This window comes from Duganella sp. GW822-FHT06D06 (genome assembly GCF_058799615.1).
In genome coordinates this window covers 70,473-94,561 of record NZ_JBXALQ010000015.1, presented here as the reverse complement: position 1 = coordinate 94,561, position 24,089 = coordinate 70,473, and the positions used below count along the sequence as shown (strand labels likewise).

The following is a 24,089-nucleotide window of genomic DNA, read 5'->3' as shown; positions in this document are numbered from 1 at the left end:
GGCGGGGCGAGCGCGCAGGCGTACGGCGCTTGCCTAAGTGGCTGTTTTCAGGGTAGAATCTCGGGTTGCTTGAATTCGGTTTTGAGCAATGTTGTAAAAATCCCGTGGAAATCCACATTAATAAACGCGAATCCGGTCGACAAGGGTGCCTATATGGTGACTGATCGGATTCCAGACCCAACCCTGGAGTTTAATATGTCCGTAACTATGCGCGAAATGCTGGAAGCCGGTGTCCACTTCGGTCACCAAACCCGTTTCTGGAACCCAAAGATGGCTCCTTTCATCTTCGGTCACCGCAACAAGATCCATATCATCAACTTGGAAAAGACGATGGGTATGTATCAAGAAGCGATGAAGCACGTGAAACAGGTCGCTTCGAACCGTGGCACCATCCTGATGGTCGGCACCAAGCGTCAAGCGCGCGAGATCATTGCTGCTGAAGCAGCACGCGCAGGCGTTCCTTTCGTCGACCAGCGTTGGTTGGGCGGCATGCTGACCAACTTCAAGACCATCAAGACCTCGATCAAGCGCCTGAAAGACATGGAAGCTACGATCGAAGACGGTTCGGTTGAGAAGCTGTCGAAAAAAGAAGCGCTGATGTTCCAGCGCGAAATGATCAAGCTGCAAAAATCGATCGGCGGCATCAAGGACATGGGCGGCGTTCCTGACGCAATCTTCGTCGTTGACGTTGGCTACCATAAAGGCGCCATCACCGAAGCCGCAAAACTGGGCATCCCGGTTATCGGCGTGGTCGATACCAACCACTCGCCAGAAGGCGTTCAGTTCGTCATTCCAGGTAACGATGACTCGTCGAAAGCCATCACTCTGTACGCCCGCGGCGTGGCAGATGCCATCCTGGAAGGCCGTGCTGCTGCCGGTAACGAAGTAGTTGAAATGGTTAAAGCCGCAGCTGGCGACGAATTCGTCGAAGTTAACGAGCAGGCTTAATCGCTCGTAACAAGCTGTAAGGAAAAAGGGGTGGCCAACAGCTCCCCCTTTTTTTTAACGTAAGTGGTTAGAGCTGCGCTCACCACCCCACCCGAACACCGAATACAGGAGAATCACATGGCAGCTATTACTGCAGCAATGGTAGGCGAACTGCGCGCGAAGACTGACGCGCCTATGATGGAATGCAAAAAGGCACTGACCGAAGCCGAAGGCGACATGGGTCGTGCTGAAGAGATCCTGCGCGTCAAGCTGGGCGGCAAGGCATCGAAAGCATCGGCACGCATCACCGCCGAAGGCGTGGTGGCAACCTTCATCGCCGGCGGCGTAGGCGCGCTGGTTGAAGTCAACTCCGAAACCGACTTCGTCGCGAAAAACGACGACTTCCTGGCCCTGGCCAACAACGCCGCCCGCCTGGTGGTCGAGCACAACCCGGCCGACGTCGCTGCCCTGCTGGCGCTGCCGCTGGACGGCAAGACCCTGGACGAAGTGCGCGCTGCACTGATCGGCAAAATCGGCGAAAACATGTCGATCCGCCGCTTCCAGCGTTTTGAAACCACCGGCAAGCTGGCTTCCTACCTGCACGGCGCGCGCATCGGCGTGATCGTCGACTTCGACGGCGCCGACGAGCAAGTTGGCAAAGACGTGGCGATGCACATCGCTGCGATGAAGCCGGTGTCGCTGTCGTCCGAGCAGGTTCCAGCGGAACTGATCGAAAAAGAGCGTTCGGTTGCAAAACTGAAAGCTGAAGAAGATGCGGCCAAAGCGATTGCCGAAGGCAAGCCAGCGCAGTCGCCGGAAATCCTGGCCAAGCGTCTGGAAGGCTCGGTACAGAAGTACCTGAAAGAAGTATCGCTGCTGAACCAGGCTTTCGTGAAAAACGACAAGCAATCGATCGAGCAGATGCTGAAGGAAAAATCGACCACCGTTAAAGCCTTTGCCATGTATGTGGTAGGCGAGGGCATCGAGAAGAAGGTTGACGACTTCGCCGCAGAGGTGGCCGCACAGATGGCTGCTTCCCAGGGAGCGTAATACCAAAGAAAACGGGCCGAGAGGCCCGTTTTTTTAGCCCGACCAAAGTTTTGCCCGCAATACACAGTCGTTCCCGGCGCCGCCCAAGGTATCATAGGCGCCGGCAGCCCTACCCGAATAAACCCAACTTAGGAGCCTCGTCTCATGTCAAAACCAGCCTACAAGCGCGTCCTCCTCAAATTGTCCGGCGAAGCCCTGATGGGCGATGATCCTTACGGCATCAACCGCGGCACGATCGAACGGATGGTCGCCGACGTGGCGGAGGTCGCGAAACTGGGCGTGGAACTGGCGATCGTCATCGGCGGCGGCAACATCTTCCGTGGCGTCGCGCCCGGCGCCCAAGGGATGGACCGCGCCACCGCCGACTACATGGGCATGCTGGCCACCGTCATGAACGCGCTGGCGCTGGCCGACGCGATGCGCCATGTCGGCATCACCGCCCGCGTGATGTCGGCGATCGGCATCGAGCAGGTGGTCGAGCCGTATGTGCGCCCGAAAGCCCTGCAGTATCTGGAAGAAGGCAAGGTCGTGGTGTTTGCGGCCGGCACCGGCAACCCGTTCTTCACCACCGACACCGCCGCGGCGCTGCGCGGTTCGGAGATGAGCGCGGAGATCGTGCTCAAGGCCACCAAGGTCGACGGTGTCTACACCGCCGATCCGAAGAAGGATCCGAACGCCACGCTGTACAGCTCCATCACTTTCGACGAAGCCATCGCCAAGCATTTGCAGGTCATGGACGCCACCGCCTTCGCGCTGTGCCGCGACCAGAAGCTGCCGATCAAAGTGTTCTCCATCACCAAGCCGGGCGCGCTGATGCGCGTCATCATGGGCGAGGATGAGGGTACACTGGTTCACGTTTAAACAATATTTCGATTACAGGAGAGCAGCAATGTCCGTAGCTGACGTTAAAAAAAGTGCGCAAGAGCGCATGATCAAATCGCTGGAAACCTTGCGTGCCGATCTGGCCAAGGTTCGTACCGGCCGCGCCCACACCGGCATCCTGGACCACGTGCAAGTGGAGTACTACGGTTCGCCGACCGCGCTGACCCAGGTCGCCAACGTGACCCTGATCGACGCCCGCACCATCGGTGTGCAGCCGTTCGAGAAGAAGATGGCCGCCACCATCGAGAAAGCCATCCGCGACGCGGACCTGGGCCTGAATCCGTCGTCGCAGGGCGACATGATCCGCGTGCCGACCCCGCCGCTGACCGAGGAGCGCCGCAAGGAAATGGTCAAGCTGGTCAAGAGCGAAGCGGAAGACGCGAAAATCGCCGTCCGCAACATTCGTCGCGACGCCAACGAAGGCATGAAGAAGCTGGTCAAGGACAAGGCGATCTCGGAAGACGACGAGCGCCGCGGCACCGACGAAGTGCAAAAGCTGACCGACAAGTTCATCGTTGACATCGACAAGATGGTCGCCGAGAAAGAAAAAGAAGTTCTGACGGTTTAACCGTCGGCGGCGCCAAACTGGGGTCAAGTCTGACATTCGGACACGAGCTGGTCCGTAGCGCTTGCTACGGACCAGCTCGTGTCCGAATGTCAGACTTGACCCCAGGGCGTCTTGTCTTTTTGCGCCACACCTGCAATACTTTATACTTTGGCACCAAAGTTTTCATGAAATATACGAGTTCGACTACTGAGGTTCCAGACGCACCGTCCGTGCCGCGCCATGTCGCGATCATCATGGATGGCAATGGCCGCTGGGCCACCAAGCGCTACCTGCCGCGCGTCGCCGGCCACGTCAAGGGCGTGGACGCCGTGCGCACCGTGGTCGAGGCCTGCGCCCGCCGCGGCGTCGAGTACCTGACCCTGTTCGCCTTCAGCTCCGAAAACTGGCGCCGCCCGGAAGAGGAAGTGTCGCTGCTGATGCGCCTGTTCGTGACGGCGCTGGACCGCGAAGTGTCCAAGCTGCACGCCAATAACATCCGCCTCAAGGTGGTCGGCGATCTCAGCCGCTTCGACGACAAGCTGCAAAGCATGATCGCCAACGCCGAGCGCAAGACCGCCAACAACACCCGCATGACCGTCACCGTGTGCGCCAACTATGGCGGCCGCTGGGACATCATGCAGGCGGTCGGCCAGATGGTGGCGGCCCATCCCGGCGCCGCCAACTTCTCCGAAGAGCAGCTGGCGCCCCACCTGGCGATGGCCTACGCGCCCGAGCCCGACCTGTTCATCCGCACCGGCGGCGAGCAGCGCATCTCCAATTTCCTGTTGTGGCAGCTCGCCTACACCGAACTGTTCTTCACCGATACCTACTGGCCCGATTTTTCGATCGAGAGCCTCGACGAGGCGATTGCCTCCTACCAGCATCGGGAACGCCGCTTCGGCCGCACCGGCGCGCAACTGGCGGAAAAGAAAAGCTGATGCTGAAAACTAGGATTATTACCGCTCTGGTGTTGCTGGCGGTGTTGCTGCCGGTCCTGTTCTTCAATTATTTCCCTGCGTTTGCCGTCGTTGTCACGCTGTTCCTGGGCGCCGCCATGTGGGAGGGAGCCCGCCTGTTCGGCCTGTCCGCCATGCGCGCGCGCGTGGTCGGCATTGCCGGCGCGGTGCTGTTCGTGTTCCTGCTGCAGCACTCCGGCAAGCCGGGCGCGCTCAACGCGCTGTACGGCGCGGCCTGCCTGCTGTGGCTGATCCGCTATGCGCCGTCGCTGGGCCTGGGCCTGCCGCCGCTGGCCGGCGCCGCCAACTGGTCGCTGGCGATCACGTTCAGCTTCGCGATCTTCGCCTGCTTCTTCGCCATCGTCAGCCTGTACCAGCATTCGGCGGTGTACCTGCTGTCGGTGATGGCGCTGGTGTGGATCGCCGACATCGGCGCCTACTTCTCCGGCAAGGCCTTCGGCAAGCGCAAGCTGGCGCCGTCCATCTCGCCGGGCAAATCCTGGGAAGGCGCGATCGGCGGCGGCATCGCCGTGCTGGCGATCGCCTCGATCAGCGTGCTGCTGGCCGCCGGCCAGCCGTGGCTGCGGGATACCTTCGCCTTCCAATTGCAGGCGCGCTTCGGCTGGCCCCTGGCCCTGCTGGTGCTGCTGCTGATCGTCGCCGCGTCGGTGATCGGCGACCTGTTCGAATCCCAACTCAAGCGCCGCGCCGCCATCAAGGACAGCAGCAAGCTGCTGCCGGGCCACGGCGGCGTGCTTGACCGTATCGACGCCTTGATCCCGGTCCTGCCGCTGGCCGCGCTGATCGGCTCCTGGTTCTGAAAGTATAACTATGCAACGCATCACCATCCTTGGCGCCACCGGTTCGATCGGCGTGTCCACGCTGGACGTGCTCGCCCGCCATCCCGAGCGTTATTCCGTCTACGCCCTGTCGGCGCATAGCCGGGTCGATCAGCTGGCGGCCCAGTGCATCCAGTTCCGCCCCGCGCGCGCGGTGGTCGGCACGGCGGCCGGCGCCAGCGCGCTGACGGCGCTGCTGCGCGCCGCCGGCGTCAACACCGAAGTGGAATACGGCGAGGCGGCCCTGTGCAGCATCGCCAGCGCGGCGGAAGTCGACAGCGTGATGGCGGCCATCGTCGGCGCCGCCGGCCTGGCGCCGACGCTGGCCGCGGCCGGCGCCGGCAAGAAGGTCCTGCTGGCCAACAAGGAGGCGCTGGTGATGTCCGGCCAGCTGTTCATCGACGCCGCCCACGCGGCGGGCGCGGTGCTGCTGCCGATCGACAGCGAACACAATGCGATCTTCCAGGGCATGCCGCAGTTCGGCGGCCGCGTGCCGGCGGTGCGCGACCGCAAGGCCGGCATCGCCAAGATCCTGCTGACCGCTTCCGGCGGGCCGTTCCTGACGCGCGACGTCGCCACGCTCGACGCGGTGACGCCGGAGCAGGCCTGCAAGCACCCCAACTGGTCGATGGGCCGCAAGATCTCGGTCGATTCGGCGACCATGATGAACAAGGGCCTGGAAGTGATCGAGGCGCACTGGCTGTTCGGCGCGCCGGCCGAGCAGATCGAGGTGGTGATCCATCCGCAGTCGGTGATCCATTCGATGGTGTCGTATGTCGACGGTTCGGTGCTGGCGCAGTTGGGCAATCCCGACATGCGCACGCCGATCGCGCACGCGCTGGCCTACCCGGAGCGCATCGAATCGGGCGTGGCGCAGCTGGACCTGACGCAGATCGCCACGCTGCAATTCGAACGTCCCGATTTCAACCGCTTCCCCTGCCTGGCGCTGGCCTTCGAGGCGCTCAAGGCCGGCGGCACCGCGCCGGCGCTGCTGAACGCGGCCAACGAGATCGCGGTGCAGGCCTTCCTCGACCTGCGGATCGGCTTCCGCCAGATCGACCGCGTGAGCGCGCATGTGATGGAGACGCTGCCGCATGGCGATGCGCACAGCATCGAAGCCGTGATGGCGCAGGATGCGCTGGCGCGCGCCGCCGCTGAAACCTATATCGCCGGACTGGCAAAATGAACTTCCTGCAAACCGTGCTGGCATTTGTCGTCTGCCTGGGTTCCCTGATCATCTTCCACGAACTGGGACACTACCTGGTGGCGCGCTGGTGCGGGGTGAAGGTGCTGCGCTTCTCGGTCGGCATGGGCAAGGTGGTGTGGTCGCGCCGTTTCGGTCCCGACCAGACCGAGTGGGCGGTGTCGGCGCTGCCGCTGGGCGGCTACGTCAAGATGCTCGACTCGCGCGAGGGTGACCTGGGCGACCTGTCGCCGGCAGACCTCCAACGCGAATTCACCCGCCAGAATGTGTGGAAGCGCATCGCCATCGTGGCGGCCGGCCCGCTGGCCAATTTCCTGATCGCGATCGTGCTGTTCGCCGGCCTGTACATGCACGGCGTGGAAGAACCGACCAGCAAGATCAGCGTGCGCGCCACCGAGCCTGCAATGGCGGGCGCCGCGCCCACCGTCGCCTGGAGCGCGGGCCTGCGCAGCGGCGACGTGGTCACCGCCGTCAACGAGCAGCCGGTGGCCGTCTGGTCCGAGCTGCGCTGGAACCTGATCCAGGCCGCGATCGATAAAAAAGAAGCCCGCGTCGCCGTCGAGCGCTTGGGGCAGGGCCGCTTCACTTTCGTGCTGCCGGCCGACGCGCTGGCGACGCTGGACCTGGAAGGCGACGTGCCGGGCAAGCTCGGTGTCGGCGTGGGCCGTCCGGCGCCGGTGGTGCAGGAAGTGTTACCCGGCGGTCCCGCCGCGCGCGCCGGCCTGCTCAAGGGCGACCTGCTGCTGTCGGTGGACGACACGCCGGTGGGCGACGGCATCGCCTTCATCGACATCATCCGCGCCTCGGCCGGCAAGACGGTGCAGGTGGCGGTGCGCCGCGCCGGCCGGCAGCTGGTGCTGCCGATGGTGCCGCAGGCGGAATTGCTGAATGGCGAGGCAAAAACCGGTAAGGGAACTGTAACAGTCGGTAAGATCAGCGCTTACGTCGAGCAGCAGCCGGATATGATCAGCGTGCCATCATCCCCGCTCGCGGCCGTCGGCAAGGCGGTGGCGCGGGTATGGGATACCTGCACCATGACGGTCAAAATGATCGGCAAGATGATCACCGGCGAAGTCTCGCTGAAGAACGTCACCGGCCCGATCACCATCGCCGATTATGCCGGGCAGACCGCGCGAATGGGCATGGCCAGCTATTTGAGCTTCATCGCCTTCATCAGCATCAGTTTGGGGGTAATGAATTTGCTACCAATTCCCGTTCTAGATGGGGGGCATTTGCTGTATTATTCGCTGGAAGTTTTAACTGGGCGTTCTGTGCCGGAGCGTTTTGGTGAGATTGCGCAGCGCCTGGGCATGGGCTTGTTACTGACGTTGATGCTGCTGGCGGTGTTTAACGACGTCGCGCGGCTGCTGTAACCGGCTCGCATTGTATATAAAAGTAGTTCGTTGATTTAGCCATTGAATAACCCCAATGAAATTATATTCTGACCGTATTAACTCAACTTCCTTTCGCCGCAGCCTGATCGGCGCCGCTGTCCTGGCGCTGTGCGCCGGCAGTGCCATGGCCATCGAGCCCTTCGTCATCAAAGACATCCGCGTCGAAGGGATCCAGCGTACGGAAGCCGGTACGGTCTTCAGCTACCTGCCGGTGCGGGTCGGCGAGACCTTCAACGACGACAAATCGATCACCGCCATCAAGGCGCTGTATGCCACCGGCTTCTTCAAGGACGTCAAGCTCGAAGCCGACGGCGGCGTGCTGGTGGTGCTGGTCGAGGAACGCCCGGCCATCTCCAGGGTGGAATTCACCGGCACCAAGGAATTTGAAAAAGACACGCTGGTCAAGGCGCTGAAGGACATCGGCGTCGGCGAGACCAAGATTTTCGACAAGGCCTCGGTCGACCGCGCCGAGCAGGAACTGAAGCGACAGTATCTGTCGCACGGCCTGTATGGCGTCAAGATCGTCACCACCGTCACCCCGATCGAGCGTAACCGCGTCAACATCACCTTCGCGGTGGACGAGGGCGACATCGCCAAGATCAAGCAGATCAACATCGTCGGCAACAAGGTGTTCTCGGACAAAGAGCTCAAAGACCAGCTGGCCCTGAACACCGGCGGCTGGTTCAGCTGGTACACCAAGGCCGACCAGTACTCCAAGACCAAGCTGACCGGCGATATCGAATCGCTCAAGTCCTACTATCTGAATCGCGGCTACATCGAGATGCAGATCGAATCGACCCAGGTGTCGATCACGCCGGACAAGAAGGACATCTACATCACCATCAACATCACCGAAGGCGAGAAGTACAAGGTCTCCGGCATCAAGTTCGAAGGCGAGACCTTCGGCCGCGAAGAGGAACTGCGTTCGCTGGTGTTGCTGCGGACCGGCGAAACCTATTCCGGCGAACGCCTGACCGCCACCAACAAGCTGATCTCCGATCGCCTGGGCACCTTCGGCTACGCCTTCGCCAACGTCAACGCCAATCCGGAGATCGACCAGAAGAAGCGCGAAGTCGCCTTCACCTTCTTCATCGATCCGGGCAAGCGCGCCTACGTGCGCCACATGAACATCGCCGGCAACACCACCACCCGCGACGAAGTGATCCGCCGCGAGTTCCGCCAGTTCGAATCGTCGTGGTACGACGCCAACAAGATCAAGCTCTCGCGCGACCGCGTCGACCGCCTCGGCTACTTCAAGGACGTGACCATCGACACGCCGGAAGCCCAGGGCACGTCCGACCAGGTCGACGTCAACCTGACCGTGGTCGAGAAGCCGACCGGTAACTTCCAGATCGGCGGCGCGTTCTCTCAGTCCGAGAAGTTCACATTCCAGGCGGCGATCCAGCAGGCCAACTTCGCCGGCTCGGGCACCACCGTCGGCATCGAGTTCAATACGTCGAAATACAGCCGCACGCTGTCGTTCTCGCAGACCGACCCGTACTACACCGACGAAGGCGTATCGCGTTCGTATGAAGTCTATCTGCGCACGCAGCAGCCGCCGGCGCTCAACATCGGCAGCTACACCATCCGCCAGCAGGGTGGCCGCATCAGCTACGGCGTGCCGTTCTCTGAAGTCGACACGGTGTTCTTCGGTATCGGCCTGGAACGCTCGCGCATCTCCACCGACGCCACCTCGCCGGTGCGCTTCAAGGACTACGTGACCACCATCACCGGCAACGCGGACGGTATCGGCACTGCGTCGACCAACGCCGTGCCGCTGACGGCGGCATGGGCGCGCGACAGCCGCGATTCGGCGCTGACGCCGACCGTGGGCCGCTACCAGCGCGCCAACCTGGAGCTGGACCTGATCGGCCAGCAGAAGTACTACCGCGCGGTCTACGAACAGCAGTGGTACAAGCCGCTGTTCTCCAAGGTGACGCTGGCGTTGAAGGGCGAGATCGATTATGGTCATGGCCTGGGCAACAGCAGCTACCCGGTGTTCAAGAACTTCTACGGCGGCGGCATCGGTTCGGTGCGCGGCTACCTGAGCTCCTCGCTGGGCGCGGTCGACCAGTTCTACGGCGATGCGCTGGGCGGCGCCTCGCGCCTGCTCGGCACCGCCGAACTGCAACTGCCGTTCCCCGGCTCGGGCCAGGACCGCAGCCTGCGCTGGTTCGGCTTCGTCGACACCGGCCAGGTGTTCCAGGAAGGTGCGAAGATGCGCGCTTCCGAGCTGCGCTACTCGTCTGGCCTGGGCATCAGCTGGATTTCGCCGGTCGGTCCGCTCAAGTTGAGTTATGCTAAGCCCCTGAACGCCAAGCCGGGCGACCGCCTGGAACGCTTCCAGTTCCAGATGGGTACCGGCTTCTAAGGCGGGTGGGTTAACATCACGATGGCATTGAGTATTGATATTTACTTCGGAGAAACAAGTTGAAGACTGCGTCCGCTACCCTGACCAAATCTCTCGCCGTGCTTGCACTGAGCTGGTGTGCATTGGCGCCGGTGCAGGCCCAGACCTCGGCCTCGCGCATCGCCTGGCTGAGCCCTGAGCGCATCTACAACGAATCCAAGCTGGCCAAGCTGGCCGGCGAGAAGCTGCAGGAAGAGTTCAAGAGCCGCGAGAAGGCCATGCAGGATATGGCCGGACGCCTGAAGGCGGCGTCGGAAAAGCTGGAAAAGGACGTGCCGTCGCTGGGCGAGGCGGACCGCATCAAGCGCCAGCGCGACGTGTTCGAGCTGGATAAGGAATACCAGCGCCGCCAGCGCGAGTTCCGCGAAGACCTGAACCAGCGCACCAACGAGGAACGCCAGGCGATCTCGGAAAAAGCCACCAAGATCATCAAGCAGATGGCGGCGGTGGAGGGTTTCGACATCGTGCTGCAGGATGCGGTCTGGGCCAGCCCGCGCATCGACATCACCGACAAAGTGCTGGCCGCGCTGGATAAAGACAAGTAAAACACATCAAGATTGGATCACCCGATGGGCACTCGACTAGGGGAATTGGTCGAACGCCTCGGCGGGCAGTTGGTGGGGGATGCGAACCTGGAAGTGACCGGGATCGCGCCACTGACGGACGCCGGCGTTTCGCACATCAGCTTTCTCAGCAATAGCAAACTGCGCGCGCAAGCGCTGCAAAGCCAGGCGGCGGCACTGATCGTGTCGGCCGCCGATGACGCTTTTATCGCCGCCGGATATGAAGGCGCGCGTATCGTCACCAACAATCCGTACGTGTATTTCGCCCGCGCGGCGCAGTATTTCGAAGCGCTGACGGCCTTCGTGCCGGCGCCGGGCGTGCACGCCAGCGCCGTGGTGGCGGCCGACGCGGTGATCGCCGCCAGCGCCCACGTCGGCGCGCGCGCGGTGATCGAGAGCGGCGCCGTGATCGGCGAGCGCGCGGTGATCGACGCCGGCTGCTACATCGGCCGCGACGCCGTCATCGGCGAGGAGACGCATTTGTTCGCCAACGTGACCTTCCAGGCGCGCTGCGTGATCGGCAAGCGCGGCATCATCCATTCGGGCGCGGTGATCGGCACCGACGGATTCGGTTTCGCCAACGAGGGCGGGGTCTACATCAAGATTCCGCAAACCGGGCGGGTGCTGATCGGCGACGATGTGGACATCGGCGCCAACACCACCATCGACCGCGGCGCGCTGGCCGACACGATACTGGAAGACGGCGTCAAGCTGGACAACCAGATCCAGATCGGCCACAACTGCCATATCGGCGCGCATACGGCGATGGCCGGCTGCGTCGGCGTGGCCGGCAGCGCCAGGATCGGCAAATACTGCACCTTCGGCGGGGCCGCGATGGTGCTGGGCCACCTGACCATCGCCGACAAGGTGCACGTGGGCTCGGGCAGCATGGTTTCACGCTCCATCCTGGAGCCGGGACAGTACACCGGCTTCTATCCGCTGGCAAAGAACAGCGAGTGGGAAAAATCCGCCGCCATCGTCCGCAATCTGTCGACGATGCGGGATAAGATCCGCGCGCTGGAAAAAACAATTAAAACATTGACGAATCAAGACGAGAAATAATCATGACCACTACCGACAACACCACCACCGAATCCACCTGCGTCAAGAAATGCATGGACATCCATCAGATCAAGCAGTACCTGCCGCATCGCTATCCGATGCTGCTGGTCGACCGTGTGCTGGACTGGGAGTCGGGCAAGACCATCACCGCCATCAAGAACGTCACCGCCAACGAGGAATTCTTCAACGGCCACTTCCCGCACAAGCCGGTGATGCCGGGCGTGCTGATGATCGAAGCGATGGCGCAGACCGCGGCCATCCTGTCGTTCCTGACCATGGACATCAAGCCGGACGAAAATTCGGTGGTGTACTTCGTCGGCATCGACAACGCGCGCTTCAAGCGTCCGGTGGAGCCGGGCGACCAGCTGGTGATGAACGTCGAGATCCTGCGCGTGTCGCGCGGCATCTGGAAATACAAGGCGGTCGGCACGGTCGACGGCCAGACCGCGGTCGAGGCGGACCTGATGTGCACCATCCGCAGCGCCACCGACGCCAGTCAGCCTGCAGGGAAGTAATCATGGCCAAGATTCACGCCACCGCCATCATCGATCCGAAGGCGCAGCTCGACGAATCCGTCGAGGTGGGGCCGTATTCGGTGATCGGCCCCAACGTGGTGATCGGCGCGCGCACCGTGGTCGGTCCGCACGTGGTCATCGAGGGCAACACCACCATCGGCAGCGACAACAAGTTCTTCCAGTTCTCGTCGATCGGCGCCGCGCCGCAGGACAAGAAGTGGAGCGGCGAGCCGACCCGCCTGACCATCGGCGACCGCAACACCATCCGCGAGTTCTGCACCTTCAACACCGGCACGGTGCAGGACAAGGGCGTGACCTCGCTGGGCAACGACAACTGGATCTCGGCCTACGTCCACCTGGCGCACGACTGCCAGGTCGGCAGCAACACCATCTTCTCGAACAACGCGCAGATCGCCGGCCACGTCGAAATCGGCGACTGGGTGATCATGAGCGGCTTCGCCAATGTGCACCAGTTCTGCAAGATCGGCGCGCACGCCTTCGTCGGCATGAGCACCTCGCTGACGCAGGATGTGCCGCCGTTCGTGCTGTTGAACGGTAATCCTGCGCAGGCCCACGGCGTCAATATCGAAGGCCTGAAGCGGCGCGGCTTTACGCGCGAGCAGATCAACGGCATCCGCACCGCGTACAAGTTGATCTACCGCTCCGGCCTGACGCTGGAAGAGGCCAAGATCGCCTTGCAGGCGGAAGAAGACGCGATGCCGGCCGCGGCCGAGCAGATCCGCTCGATGCGCGAATTCCTCAACGTCGCCAGCCGTGGCATCGTCCGCTGACCTGACGCCATCGACTGCCGCGCCGCTGTCGGTGGCGTTGGTGGCGGGCGAGCCGTCGGGCGACCTGCTGGCGGCGCGGCTGTTGTCCGGCCTGCGCCCGCACCTGCCGCAGGCGCGCTTCCACGGCATCGGCGGCGAGCACATGATCGCGCAGGGCTTCGAATCGCACTGGTCGATGGACAAGCTGACCGTGCGCGGCCTGCTGGCCGTGATCCCGCGCTACCGCGAGATCAAGGGCATCCAGAACCAGCTGCGCGACCAGCTGCTGGCCGAGCGGCCGGCGGCCTTCATCGGCGCTGACTATCCGGGCTTTAACCTGGGGCTGGAAGAGCAGCTCAAGGCGGCCGGGATTCCGACCATCCATTACATCGGGCCGCAGATCTGGGCCTGGCGCGGTGGACGCATCAAGAAGATCATCCGGGCGGTATCGCACATGCTGGTGGTGTTTCCTTTTGAAGAGGAGATTTACCGCCAGGCCGGCGTGCCGGTCACCTATGTCGGCCATCCGCTGGCGGAGCTGATCCCGCTGGCGCCGGACGTGGCGGGCGCGCGGCGCGCGCTGGGCATGCCGGAAGACGCCAATGTGATGACCATCATGCCAGGCAGCCGCATGTCCGAGATCAAGTACAACACGGTGGCCTTCATCACTGCGGCGCGGCTGCTCAAGCAGCGCGATGCTTCGCTGCGTTTCGTCGCGCCGATGGCGGGCGAGCGGCAGCGCCGCTACTTCCTCGAACTGGTGGCGCAGGCCGGCCTGCAGGACGTCGAGGTGCAGCTGCTCGACGGGCAATCGCACACGGCCATCGCCGCGGCCGACGCGGTGCTGGTGGCCTCGGGCACGGCGTCGCTGGAGGTGGCGCTGTTCAAGAAGCCGATGGTGATCGCCTATCGGATGGCGGAGCTGGAATGGCAGATCCTGCGCCACTTCAACTACCAGCCGTGGATCGGCATGCCGAACATCCTGGCGCGCGAGTTCCTGGTGCCGGAGCTGCTGCAGAACGCCGCCAATCCGCAAGCGCTGGCGGAAGCCATGTGGAAGCAGCTGAGCGACGCGCCGCACCGCCTGCGGCTGGCCGAGCGCTTCACCGACATGCATCACAGCCTGCTGCGCAACAGCGCGGTGGAGAGCGCGGCCGCCGTGCTCAAGGTCATCAAAGCCTAACCGCATCAACGTATAGCAACGAGACTCAAAGTGAAAAACCAAAACCCCGGCCTGTTCGACTTCCTGCCCGACTCGCCCGATGAAATCATATGCGGCGTCGACGAGGCGGGCCGCGGCCCGCTGGCCGGCCCGGTGTACGCGGCGGCCGTGATCCTGGACATCTCCCGTCCGATCGAAGGCCTGCGCGATTCGAAGAAGCTGACCGAAGCCAAGCGCGATCTGCTGGCGCCGCTGATCAAGGCCAACGCGCTGGCGTGGGCGATCGCCGAGGCGTCGGAAGAGGAAATCGACAAGCTCAATATTTTGCAGGCGTCGATGCTGGCGATGCGGCGCGCGGTGGAGGCGCTGAGCACCGTGCCGACCTTGGCCCTGATCGACGGCAACCGCTGCCCGGTGATGAAGATCCAGAGCATCGCGGTGATCGGCGGCGACGACAAGGTCGATGCGATTTCGGCCGCCTCGATCCTGGCCAAGACCGCGCGCGACGCCGCGCTGGTGACGCTGCACGCGCAATATCCGCAGTACTGCTTCGACCAGCACAAGGGCTACGGCACGGCGCTGCACCTGGCGCGCCTGCGCGAGCATGGCGCCTCGCCGGTGCATCGCCGCTCGTTCGCGCCGGTGCGGGCGGTGCTGGAGGAATTCGCGCTGCGCGCAGGGGGAACCGTATGAAGACCATCACCTCGCGCGACAACGCGCAGTACAAGGAACTGGTCAAGCTGGCCGGCAGTTCGCAGGCGCGCCGCAAGTCCGGCCGCACCTTGCTGGATGGCGTGCACCTGTGCCAGGCCTATTTGCAGCTGCGCGGCCTGCCGGAGCAGTGTATCGTCAGCGAAACGGCGCTGCACAACCCGGAAGTGATGGAGATCGTCGGCCGGCTGGAGGCGCAGCACGCGCACGTGCTGGGATTGCCCGATGCGATGTACAACGCCGTCAGCCAGGTGGAGCATGGCGTCGGCGTGATGTTCCTGATCGAGACGCCGGAGCGCGCCGTGACCGAGCCGCTGGCCGTGTCGGCGGTGCTGCTCGATAACGTGCAGGACCCGGGCAACGTCGGCTCCATCCTGCGCAGCGCGGCGGCGGCCGGCATCACCCAGGTGTATTGCAGCGCCGGTTCGGCGTTCTGCTGGTCGCCCAAGGTGCTGCGCGCGGCCATGGGCGCGCACTTTGTGCTCGATATCTTCGAAAACGTCGACCTGGCGCAGCTGGTGTCCGCCTCCAGGGTGACATCGCTGGCGACCAGCGGCTACGCCACCCGGCGCCTGTACGACGTCGACCTGCGCCAGCCGGTGGCGTGGCTGTTCGGCCACGAAGGGCAGGGCGTGGCGGACGACCTGCTGTCGATGGCGACCCATCAGGTGGTGATACCGCACCTGGGCCAGGTGGAGTCGCTGAACGTGGCCGCATGCGCGGCAGTATGCTTTTTCGAGCAAGTCAGGCAGAATCAGATATAACTGATTGATTGGAGCAGTCGATGGATATCGCGCAGTTGCACTTTCTGGTAGCCGAGGGAGATCAGGTACAAAGGCATGCGCTGGCCGATATCCTGGTGCACCTGGGCGTGGGCCGGATCACGCAGGCGCCCGACGGCCATACCGCGCTGCGCCATTTGAGCGCCGGCATCGCGCCGCCGGTGGATATCGCCATCATCGACCTGGCGCTGCCGGGCATGGATGCGCTGGAACTGATACGCCGGCTGTCCGAAGCCAAATCACGCATCGGCGTGGTGGTGGTGGGCGCGCAGTCGAACGCGGTGCTGTTCTCGGTGGAGACCATGGCGGCGGCCTACGGCATCAATATGCTTGGCGCGATCGGCAAACCGGTGATCGGCAGCCGGCTGGAGACGCTGATCGCCAATTACCTGCAACCGGAAGAGGCGCGTACGGTCGGCGCGCACGCGCATACCCCGCCGATCGGGTTCGCCGAGGTGGGGCAGGGCTTGCAGATGCGCGAGTTCGATCCCTTCTTCCAGCCCAAGATCGAGCTGGAGACCGGGCAGGTCAAGGGCCTGGAGATGTTCGCGCGCTGGCGCCATCCGCTGTACGGCGTGCTGGGGCCGGCGTCGTTCATGCAGGTGCTGGAGGATAACCGGCGCGTCGATTTCCTCGACTGGAGCATGATCGAGAAGTCGGTGGCGGCCTGCCGCACCCTGCACGACCAGGGCATACCGATATCGTTTTCCATCAATGTCGACCAGGGCACGCTGGCGCATCCGCAGTTCATGGAGCAGATTGCGGCCTGCCTGGAACGGCATCGCATCATGCCCGACTACATCACCTTCGAGATGACCGAATCGGCAGTATTGACCACCGATCCACATTTCCTCGAGCGGCTGCTGCGCCTGCGGATCAAGGGCTTTGGCCTGGCCATCGACGATTACGGCACCGGCCGCAGCAACCTGCAACTGCTGGCGCGCATTCCGTTCTCCGAATTGAAGATAGACCGCAGCTTTGTCGATGGGGCTTCCAAGAAGCAGGCCATCGGCACGGTGCTGCGTTCCTGCCTGGGACTGGCGCGCAGCCTGGATCGCCGCTCGGTGGCGGTCGGCGTCGAGACCAAGCAGGATTGGGACTTCCTGCAAGGGCTGGGCTGCACCTACGCCCAGGGCTACTACATCGCCAAGCCGATGCCGGTCGAGGAATTCCCCGCCTGGCTGGCGGACTGGCAGCATTTCTTCTGAGCGCGCGCCTAGCTAACCAGCGTCAGTAGGCGTAGCTGGCCGATGGCGCGCGGGATGTAGATGTCGCAAAATGCGTCCAGTGTGCCGGGCGTGGCGAAACGCTCGAACTGGCCGTCCAGCGCCAGATGCGCAAAGCCATGCACCATCGACCAGGCGGCCAGCATGGACGCCAGCAAATCCTCGCCGATGTCCTGTTCGCCGATGCCGGCGGCCTCGCACACCGCCGCCTGCAGATGCGAAAAAGCGGCATTGGCGCTGGCTTTCAGCGCTTCGGTGATGCACATCTTCTCTTTCCTGAACATCAGGTGGAACAAGGCCGGGTTGGCGAATGCGAAGTGGATGTAGGCATGTCCCATCGCGTGCAGCCGTTCGACCGGCGAGCGCGCGCCGACGGCCGTGCTGGCCGTCATGCAGCGCGTGAGTTCGTCGAAGCCGCGTATCGCCACCTCCGTCAGCAGGCCGGCGGCGTCGCCGAAGTGATAGGCGGGTGCGGCAGGGGAGACGCCGGCCCGCCGCGCCAAGGCGCGCAGGCTGAAGGCTTCGATGCCTTGTTCGATCAGCAGTTCTTGCGCGCCGAGTATCAGCGCGGAGCGTAGGTCGCCGTGATGGTAGGTTGCGCGCGGCGCGGTCGTCATTGTGCTTTGCCTCGGTCAACTTGACAGTGTTCAGATTATACCGCTAGACTGATTTAAACAGTGATTAGATCGGAGTGGGATGTCAACATTAAAAGCGCTGGCCCGGCTGTTTGGGGCGATGGCGATGGCGATGGCGATGGTTTGCGTGGCGGGCGCTGCGCAGCCTGCGAGTTTCGACGCGCTCGATGGCTATCTGCAAACCGAGCTGCAACGCGCCGGCATACCCGGCGCCGCGCTGGTGGTGGTGGCGGATGGCAGGATCGTGCATCTGCGCGGCTATGGCGTCCGTGGCCGGGATGGCCGGCCGCCAAGCGCCGAGACGGTGTTCCAAATTGGCTCCAATTCGAAATCGTTCACCGCGCTGGCCATCATGCAATTGGTGGAGGCTGGCCGCTTGCAGCTGGACGCGCCGGTGCAGCGCTATCTGCCTTGGTTCCGCGTGGCGGACGCCGAAGCGTCGACGCGGATCACGCTGCGCCAGCTGTTGAACCAGACCAGCGGCTTATCGCATCGGGAAGGCCAGACCGATTTCGCCAACACCTACGCCGGTGCCGATGCGCTGGCGCGTCGCGTGCGCGGCCTCGCCGATGTGCGGTTGGCGTCGGCGCCCGGCCAGCACTGGGCCTATTCGAATATCAACTTCGTGATATTGGGTTGCGTGATTGAAGCCGTCTCCGGCACTTCCTATGCAAGCTACATGAACGAGCATGTGTTCCAGCCGCTCGGCATGCGCAACACCGCTGCGGCCAGCCAGTCGCCGCTACATGCCGACGTGGCCACGGGTTACCGATTCTGGTTTGGGCGGCCCGTTGCGGCCGATGGTTTGCCGTATCCGCGAACATTGGTGCCGGCTGGGTATCTGACGTCGACAGCGCGCGACATGGGCGCATATCTGATCGCGCATCTGGACGGCGGACCGCGCATCCTGTCGGCCGCAGGGCTGGCGGAGCTGCATCGCGCCGGCGCCAATACGGGGCGGCGCTACGGCTACGCGATGGGCTGGGCGACCGATAGCGACGCCTCCGGCCTGTTGACGCATGAAGGACAAACGCCGGAGTTCACCAGCGCGATGGGCATCGACTTGCATCAGCGGTGGGGTTTTGCCTTGCTGCTGAACGCCTCGGATGCACTGGCCGGCCCCGTGGTGCAGCAACTCAGTCCGCAGGTGGTCAACTACCTCGGGGGAGTGGCGCCGGTCGCGTTGGAATCGAGAGCGGTTTGGCCGCTCGCGTTGATCGCCTTGACGGCGTTGCTGGCGATCCAGTGCGTCATCGGCATCTGGCTGGTGCGCCGGGCCGCGCGGCCACTTCCGGCGGCAGGGCGGTGGCGCGTGCGGTGGGCCTACTGGCCGCTTGCCGCTGGCTTGCTGCTGGCCGCGGCGCTCACCCTATACATACCGTTCGTCCAGGAGATCAGCTTGACCGGCATGATGCTGTTCGCGCCCGACGCCAGCTGGCTGCTGGTGGCGAATGCGGTGCTGGCAGTGGGTCTTGGCGTCTTGCCAATGCTGCAACGGCGCCGCGGCGGCAGGACGTCGCGCTCGGTTTGAGCGCCGTCAAACACCGTCTTGTCCAAGAAAAGCACACTGAACATCCGCCGCCCGTCCGGGCCGGCGATACTCAGACGAGGTGCGACATGGCTCAATCCAAAGACGACGGCGGCGCGGTAGACGGCGCCGGATCGGTACTCAGCACAGTGGCGGGACCCGCCGAACCGCCGCAGCCATCCCGGCTCGGCCCCCCGGACCCGATTGCCGGGCAGTTGCTGGAAAAAGTCACCAGCGACGAGCAGCTTGCCGCCGCGATGCCCTTCAACGAAACCAAACCGCTGGAATACGGCGACGCCGCCTTCACCCCGCATGAGGGCGAAACGCGGACCCCGGCGAGCGACTTCGCCACCGCCAGCACCAGCACCGAAACGGTGGCGTCGCCCAAGGACGGCGACGGCCAGCCCGAGCTCGGCGCCAATCCGCTGGACGGGCCGCTGGACCGCGCGCGGGTCGACGACAACGGCTGCGAACTCACCACCAACCAAGGCGTGAAAGTGGCCGACAACCAGGCCAGCCTGAAAATAGGTTTGCGCGGACCGACCGCGCTGGAGGATTTCATCCTGCGCGAGAAGATCACCCATTTCGACCACGAACGCATCCCGGAACGGGTGGTGCACGCGCGCGGCTCGGCGGCGCATGGCTATTTCGAAAGCTACGCCGACCACAGCGCCATCACGCGCGCCTCGTTGCTGGCGGCGGCCGGCAAGCGCACGCCGGTGTTCGTGCGCTTCTCGACGGTGGCGGGGGAGCGCGGCTCGGCCGACACGGTGCGCGATGTGCGCGGCTTCGCCGTCAAGTTCTACACCGACGAAGGCAACTGGGACCTGGTCGGCAACAATATGCCGGTGTTCTTCATCCAGGACGCGATGAAGTTCCCGGACCTGATCCACTCGGTCAAGCCGGAGCCGCACCACGGCATGCCGCAGGCGGCCAGCGCGCACGACACCTTCTGGGACTTCGCCTCGCTCAGCCCCGAGATCACCCACATGCTGATGTGGCACACTTCCGACCGCGCCATCCCGCGCAGCTACCGCATGATGCAGGGTTTCGGCGTGCACACCTTCCGGTTGGTGAACGCGCAGGGCGCCTCGCTGTTCTGCAAATTCCACTGGACGCCGACGGCCGGCACCCATTCGCTGGTGTGGGACGAGGCGGCCCGCCTGGCCGGCGCCGATCCGGACTTCCACCGCCGCGACCTGTGGGAGGCGATCGAGGCGGGCCAGTTCCCCGAGTGGGAGCTGGGCGTGCAAACCTTCACCGCCGAGCAGGCGGCGCAATTCCCCTTCGATATCCTCGATCCGACCAAGCTCGTGCCGGAGGAGATGGTGCCGGTGCGGGCCATCGGCCGGCTGGTACTGGACCGCAATCCCGACAACTTCTTCGCCGAGACCGAGCAGGTGGCCTTCTGCGCCGCGCACCTGGTGCCGGGCATCGACTACAGCGACGATCCGCTGCTGCAGGGGCGCATCCATTCCTACATCGACACGCAGATTTCGCGCCTGGGCGGCGCCAACTTCCACGAAATCCCGGTCAACAGCCCGGTGGCGCAGATCCACAACAACCAGCGCGACGGCATGCACCGGCAGTCGATCAACCGCGGGCGGGTCAGCTACGAGCCCAATTCGCTGGCGGGCGGCTGCCCGTTCCAGGCCGGCGCCAAGGGCTTCGTCAGTTTCCCGGAGCCGGTGGCGGGCAGCAAGGTGCGCGGCAAGCCGGAGTTGTTCGCCGACCACTATTCGCAAGCGCGCCTGTTCTGGAAGAGCCAGACGGCGGTCGAGCGGAACCACATCGTCGCCGCCTTCCGCTTCGAACTGACGCGGGTGCAGACGCCGGCGATCCGGCGCCGCATGGTGGCGGGGCTGGTCAATGTTGACCAACAGTTGGCGTCCGCTGTGGCGGACGGCCTCGGCATGGCGGTGCCGCCGGCGCTGCCGCTGGCCACCGATGTGCCAATCTACGACTATCCGGCCTCGCCGTCGCTGTCGTTGTTCAGCCGCCCCGGCACGACCGGCATCAAGACGTTGAAGGTGGCGCTGCTGGTGGCGCCCGGCGTGGATGTGGGGCAGGTGCGCCAGCTGTACGCGGCGCTGCTGGACGGCGGCGCCGTGCCGCGCCTGATCGGCGAGCGCATCGGCCAGCTGCCGGGTACGGACCTGGATGTGGAGATCAGTTTCGAGACCGGGCCGTCGGTGTCGTGGGACGGCGCCATCGTGCCGGACCGCGCCGACGACCACGCCGGCCTGACGACGGACGACACGCCGCACAGCGACACGCCGGGCGGCACGCCACTCAATCGCGACGTTGCTGCACGGGAATTCTTGCGCTTGCAATACCGGCATGACAAGCCGATGTTGTTGATTGGCAACGGCGCGCAGTTGTTGTACGCGGCCGGCATTCCGCTGGATCTGCCGGACGGCGAGCCGGATCCCGGCGTCATTGTGGCCGAGCGCGGCCTCGATGTTCCGGCGCTGGCGCAGTTCGAGGCCGCGCTGGCGCATCGCCGTATCTACGCCCGTGAAACCGATCCGCCGCGCGTTTGAAGGCGGCGTATTTAACCGGTAGCTGAAAATGGCGATGGGTTGTTATCGAGCCATGCCTTCGCGTTTCATTATCTCGGCCTGGTTGACCCGTTGCGTTCTCGATAACTGTCGCGCACACCGCTCAGCAGCGCGGCCAGCGCCGGCTGGTCGCGCCATCGCCCGTTGGCCATGACGCCCAGCGGCGCGCGCAGGGTCGAAAAACCATCCAGCGGGTTATGCTCGGTCAGCACCAGGTCGGCGCGATAGCCGGCGACCACCTGGCCGAACGGCACGCCGCCCTTGGTACGGGCGATGAAGACACCCGGCGCGCTGGTGGCCGTCGCCAACGCCTGGTAACGGCTCAGATGCGAGCTTTCCAATTCTGTAAGATTGTCATGCAGCGAATAGCCCGGCGCCACGCCGGGGATGGTCGGCGCGTCGGTGCCCGACAGCAGTTCGACGCCGCCGTCGGCCAGGGCCTTGGTCAGCTTGCGCAGGAAGGCCAGCTTGGCCTCCAGCCGTGCCGACTTGCCGCCGTAGCCGCTGCGGCGCCACGCCTGCACATCGGCCGGTGCCACGTCGGCTGTCTGCGGCGCGGCGAGTATGGCCCGCAGCACCTCGGGATGTCCGAGCTGGCTGGCGATCGCCCGGTAGGTCACCAGGTCGGCGATCACCGCCGCGCCATGGCGTTTGGCCAGCGCCACCGCCTCGGGGATGCGCGCCTCATCAGGCGGCGCATCGGTTTCCTGCACCCCGGGCGGGGTGAAATAGGTGTAGAAGAATTCCTCCAGGTGCGCGACCAGCACCTGGCCCTGTGCCAGCTGGCGCTCCAGCCGCACCGCCGTCACGCCATGGCCGACCAGCGGCAGGCCTTGGGCGCGGCCCGCTTCTGCCAGTGCGCGGAACACGTCCGGCGCCAGCCCCACATACACTTTGATGAAATCGTAGCCATTGGCGGCCGCCAGGTCGACCACCGCACGCGCCTGCGCCGGCGTCTTGACCAGCAAGCCGTTGTAGTCCGGCGTGCCGTCCACCATCAGGCTGGCGTAGACATGCGGACCGGGTAGGGTACCGCGCGCCACGGCCGGCACGATGCTGTCGACCAGGTTGGCGCGGGCGCCGCCCATGTTGAGCAGCGTGGTAACACCGTTGACCAAGTACAGCGCCAGGTCATTGCGGGTCTCGGAGTGGGTGTGCATGTCGGCCAGGCCGGGCGACAGCCATGCCGTGGCGTGGCCGTCGACGACGCGATAGCCGGCCGGCGCAGGCAGCGCCGCGCCAACCGCTTCGATGCGGCCGTCCTTGACCAGCACCGTCTGGTCGCGCAGCACGCGCTCGCTGTCCATCGGCACCACATTGACGTGCACGAAGGCGGTCGACTGCGCCCACGCCGCGACCGGGGCCAAGGCGGCGAACAGCAGCGCAATCAGGCGCATCTCAGTACTCGCGCCGGTTGGGCTTGATCTCCTGCAGGATGGTGGTGGAGATTTCCTCGATCGACTTGGTGGTCGACGACAGCCAGCGGATGCCTTCGCGCTTCATCATCATTTCCGCTTCGTTGACCTCGTAGCGGCAGTTTTCCAGCGCCGCGTACTTGCTGCCGGCGCGCCGCTCGTTGCGGATCTCCGACAGCCGCTCCGGCGTGATGGTCAGGCCGAAGATCTTGGACTTGAATTCGTATAGCGACGACGGCAGCTTGCCGCGCTCGAAATCGTCCGGGATCAGCGGGTAATTGGCCGCCTTGATTCCGTACTGCATCGCCAGGTACAAACTGGTCGGCGTCTTGCCCGAGCGCGACACGCCCACCAGGATCACGTCCGCCGACGACAGGTTTTTGTGCGACTGGCCGTCATCGTGCGCCAGCGAGAAATTGATCGCCTCGATGCGGTTCTTGTATTCCTCGCTATCGACGATGTTGTGCGAGCGGCCGATGGTGTGGGTCGACTTGGCGCCCAGCTCCTGTTCCAATGGCGCAACAAATGTTTGGAACATGTCCATGTACATGCCCTTGCACAGGCGGATCACGTCCGACAGCTCGGTCTTGACCAGGGTCGAAAAGATAATCGGGCGTTGACCGTCGGTTTCAAACGCTTCATTGATTTTCCGTACCGCATCGTGCGCCTTGTCCAGCGTATCGATGAACGGCAGCCGGATCTGGCGGAAACGCAGCTCGAATTGGGTCAGGACCGAGTGACCAAAGGTTTCAGCCGTGATGCCGGTGCCGTCGGAAACGAAGAAGACCGTGCGGGCCGCCGCAGGCAGGGGAGGTCGTTGTTCTAGTGTCATGTAGGGTAAGCCTGTCATTATTGTGAATCGTCAATTTGGGCCGCAGGCTGTAGAATGGGCGCCATAGGTAAGATTGTGCTGCACGACGACCAGAATAACAAGAAACAAAGTCTGCGCC

General features: G+C 64.1%; 22 protein-coding genes. 19 read left to right on the top strand and 3 right to left on the bottom strand.

All coding sequences use genetic code 11. The features are described from left to right. Positions 1-195 precede the first annotated feature (195 nt). From rpsB to AC1RMD_RS23680, 17 genes are all read left to right on the top strand, one after another. Complete coding sequence (rpsB, locus tag AC1RMD_RS23760; protein WP_070271614.1) at positions 196-948, top strand: 30S ribosomal protein S2; 753 nt, start codon at positions 196-198, stop codon at positions 946-948. Between the two features lie 117 nt (positions 949-1,065). After that, positions 1,066-1,977 (top strand): translation elongation factor Ts, encoded by a 912-nt coding sequence (tsf, locus tag AC1RMD_RS23755; RefSeq protein WP_492930016.1) that lies wholly within the window; start codon positions 1,066-1,068, stop codon positions 1,975-1,977. Between the two features lie 144 nt (positions 1,978-2,121). After that, a complete protein-coding gene (pyrH, locus tag AC1RMD_RS23750; protein WP_020702755.1) occupies positions 2,122-2,838 on the top strand; it encodes a UMP kinase in 717 nt (238 codons plus the stop codon). 28 nt (positions 2,839-2,866) lie between these two features. Continuing rightward, the gene (gene frr, locus AC1RMD_RS23745) at positions 2,867-3,427 is read left to right on the top strand and encodes a ribosome recycling factor (protein WP_008449292.1); all 561 of its coding nucleotides are present in this window, start codon (positions 2,867-2,869) and stop codon (positions 3,425-3,427) included. Between the two features lie 164 nt (positions 3,428-3,591). After that, on the top strand, positions 3,592-4,344 hold the full coding sequence (gene uppS, locus AC1RMD_RS23740) for a polyprenyl diphosphate synthase (protein WP_492930013.1): 753 nt from the start codon (positions 3,592-3,594) through the stop codon (positions 4,342-4,344). Continuing rightward, positions 4,344-5,183: a phosphatidate cytidylyltransferase gene (locus tag AC1RMD_RS23735; RefSeq protein ID WP_492930011.1), complete on the top strand. Its 840-nt coding sequence runs from the start codon at positions 4,344-4,346 to the stop codon at positions 5,181-5,183. The genes uppS and AC1RMD_RS23735 overlap by 1 nt, the downstream gene beginning before the upstream one ends. Positions 5,184-5,193: 10 nt before the next feature. Continuing rightward, positions 5,194-6,387, top strand: a complete 1,194-nt coding sequence (ispC, locus tag AC1RMD_RS23730; RefSeq protein ID WP_492930009.1) for a 1-deoxy-D-xylulose-5-phosphate reductoisomerase — start codon at positions 5,194-5,196, stop codon at positions 6,385-6,387. Further along, on the top strand, positions 6,384-7,778 hold the full coding sequence (gene rseP / locus AC1RMD_RS23725) for an RIP metalloprotease RseP (protein WP_492930007.1): 1,395 nt from the start codon (positions 6,384-6,386) through the stop codon (positions 7,776-7,778). The genes ispC and rseP overlap by 4 nt, the downstream gene beginning before the upstream one ends. A gap of 55 nt (positions 7,779-7,833) precedes the next feature. Further along, positions 7,834-10,170: an outer membrane protein assembly factor BamA gene (gene bamA / locus AC1RMD_RS23720; protein ID WP_492930005.1), complete on the top strand. Its 2,337-nt coding sequence runs from the start codon at positions 7,834-7,836 to the stop codon at positions 10,168-10,170. 59 nt (positions 10,171-10,229) lie between these two features. Continuing rightward, complete coding sequence (locus AC1RMD_RS23715; RefSeq protein WP_492930003.1) at positions 10,230-10,754, top strand: OmpH/Skp family outer membrane protein; 525 nt, start codon at positions 10,230-10,232, stop codon at positions 10,752-10,754. Between the two features lie 24 nt (positions 10,755-10,778). Further along, a complete protein-coding gene (gene lpxD, locus AC1RMD_RS23710) occupies positions 10,779-11,834 on the top strand; it encodes a UDP-3-O-(3-hydroxymyristoyl)glucosamine N-acyltransferase (RefSeq protein WP_492930001.1) in 1,056 nt (351 codons plus the stop codon). A 2-nt stretch (positions 11,835-11,836) separates the two neighbouring features. After that, positions 11,837-12,349, top strand: a complete 513-nt coding sequence (fabZ, locus tag AC1RMD_RS23705; protein ID WP_492929999.1) for a 3-hydroxyacyl-ACP dehydratase FabZ — start codon at positions 11,837-11,839, stop codon at positions 12,347-12,349. Between the two features lie 2 nt (positions 12,350-12,351). Then, on the top strand, positions 12,352-13,140 hold the full coding sequence (lpxA, locus tag AC1RMD_RS23700) for an acyl-ACP--UDP-N-acetylglucosamine O-acyltransferase (protein ID WP_492929997.1): 789 nt from the start codon (positions 12,352-12,354) through the stop codon (positions 13,138-13,140). After that, on the top strand, positions 13,124-14,302 hold the full coding sequence (lpxB, locus tag AC1RMD_RS23695; protein ID WP_492929995.1) for a lipid-A-disaccharide synthase: 1,179 nt from the start codon (positions 13,124-13,126) through the stop codon (positions 14,300-14,302). The genes lpxA and lpxB overlap by 17 nt, the downstream gene beginning before the upstream one ends. Before the next feature lie 30 nt (positions 14,303-14,332). Continuing rightward, on the top strand, positions 14,333-14,974 hold the full coding sequence (rnhB, locus tag AC1RMD_RS23690) for a ribonuclease HII (RefSeq protein WP_492929993.1): 642 nt from the start codon (positions 14,333-14,335) through the stop codon (positions 14,972-14,974). Next, positions 14,971-15,756 (top strand): TrmH family RNA methyltransferase, encoded by a 786-nt coding sequence (locus AC1RMD_RS23685; RefSeq protein WP_492929991.1) that lies wholly within the window; start codon positions 14,971-14,973, stop codon positions 15,754-15,756. The genes rnhB and AC1RMD_RS23685 overlap by 4 nt, the downstream gene beginning before the upstream one ends. Positions 15,757-15,776: 20 nt before the next feature. After that, the gene (locus tag AC1RMD_RS23680; protein ID WP_492929989.1) at positions 15,777-16,982 is read left to right on the top strand and encodes an EAL domain-containing response regulator; all 1,206 of its coding nucleotides are present in this window, start codon (positions 15,777-15,779) and stop codon (positions 16,980-16,982) included. Positions 16,983-16,990: 8 nt separating this feature from the next. Here AC1RMD_RS23680 and AC1RMD_RS23675 read toward each other — a convergent pair whose 3' ends face one another. After that, complete coding sequence (locus AC1RMD_RS23675) at positions 16,991-17,617, bottom strand: TetR/AcrR family transcriptional regulator (protein ID WP_492929987.1); 627 nt, start codon at positions 17,615-17,617, stop codon at positions 16,991-16,993. A gap of 79 nt (positions 17,618-17,696) precedes the next feature. Here AC1RMD_RS23675 and AC1RMD_RS23670 point away from each other — a divergent pair, with 79 nt between their 5' ends. Together AC1RMD_RS23670 and AC1RMD_RS23665 are read left to right on the top strand one after the other, a co-directional pair. Next, on the top strand, positions 17,697-19,166 hold the full coding sequence (locus AC1RMD_RS23670; RefSeq protein WP_492929985.1) for a serine hydrolase domain-containing protein: 1,470 nt from the start codon (positions 17,697-17,699) through the stop codon (positions 19,164-19,166). Positions 19,167-19,252: 86 nt separating this feature from the next. Further along, entirely contained in the window at positions 19,253-21,706 is a 2,454-nt protein-coding gene (locus AC1RMD_RS23665) for a catalase (protein WP_492929983.1), read from the top strand. A 68-nt stretch (positions 21,707-21,774) separates the two neighbouring features. Here the strand turns inward: AC1RMD_RS23665 and AC1RMD_RS23660 are convergent, their stop codons facing one another. Then, positions 21,775-23,121, bottom strand: coding sequence for an amidohydrolase family protein (locus AC1RMD_RS23660; RefSeq protein WP_492929981.1), 1,347 nt, complete (start codon positions 23,119-23,121; stop codon positions 21,775-21,777). Position 23,122: 1 nt separating this feature from the next. After that, entirely contained in the window at positions 23,123-23,971 is an 849-nt protein-coding gene (gene ppsR / locus AC1RMD_RS23655) for a posphoenolpyruvate synthetase regulatory kinase/phosphorylase PpsR (protein ID WP_492929979.1), read from the bottom strand. Between the last annotated feature and the right edge of the window lie 118 nt (positions 23,972-24,089).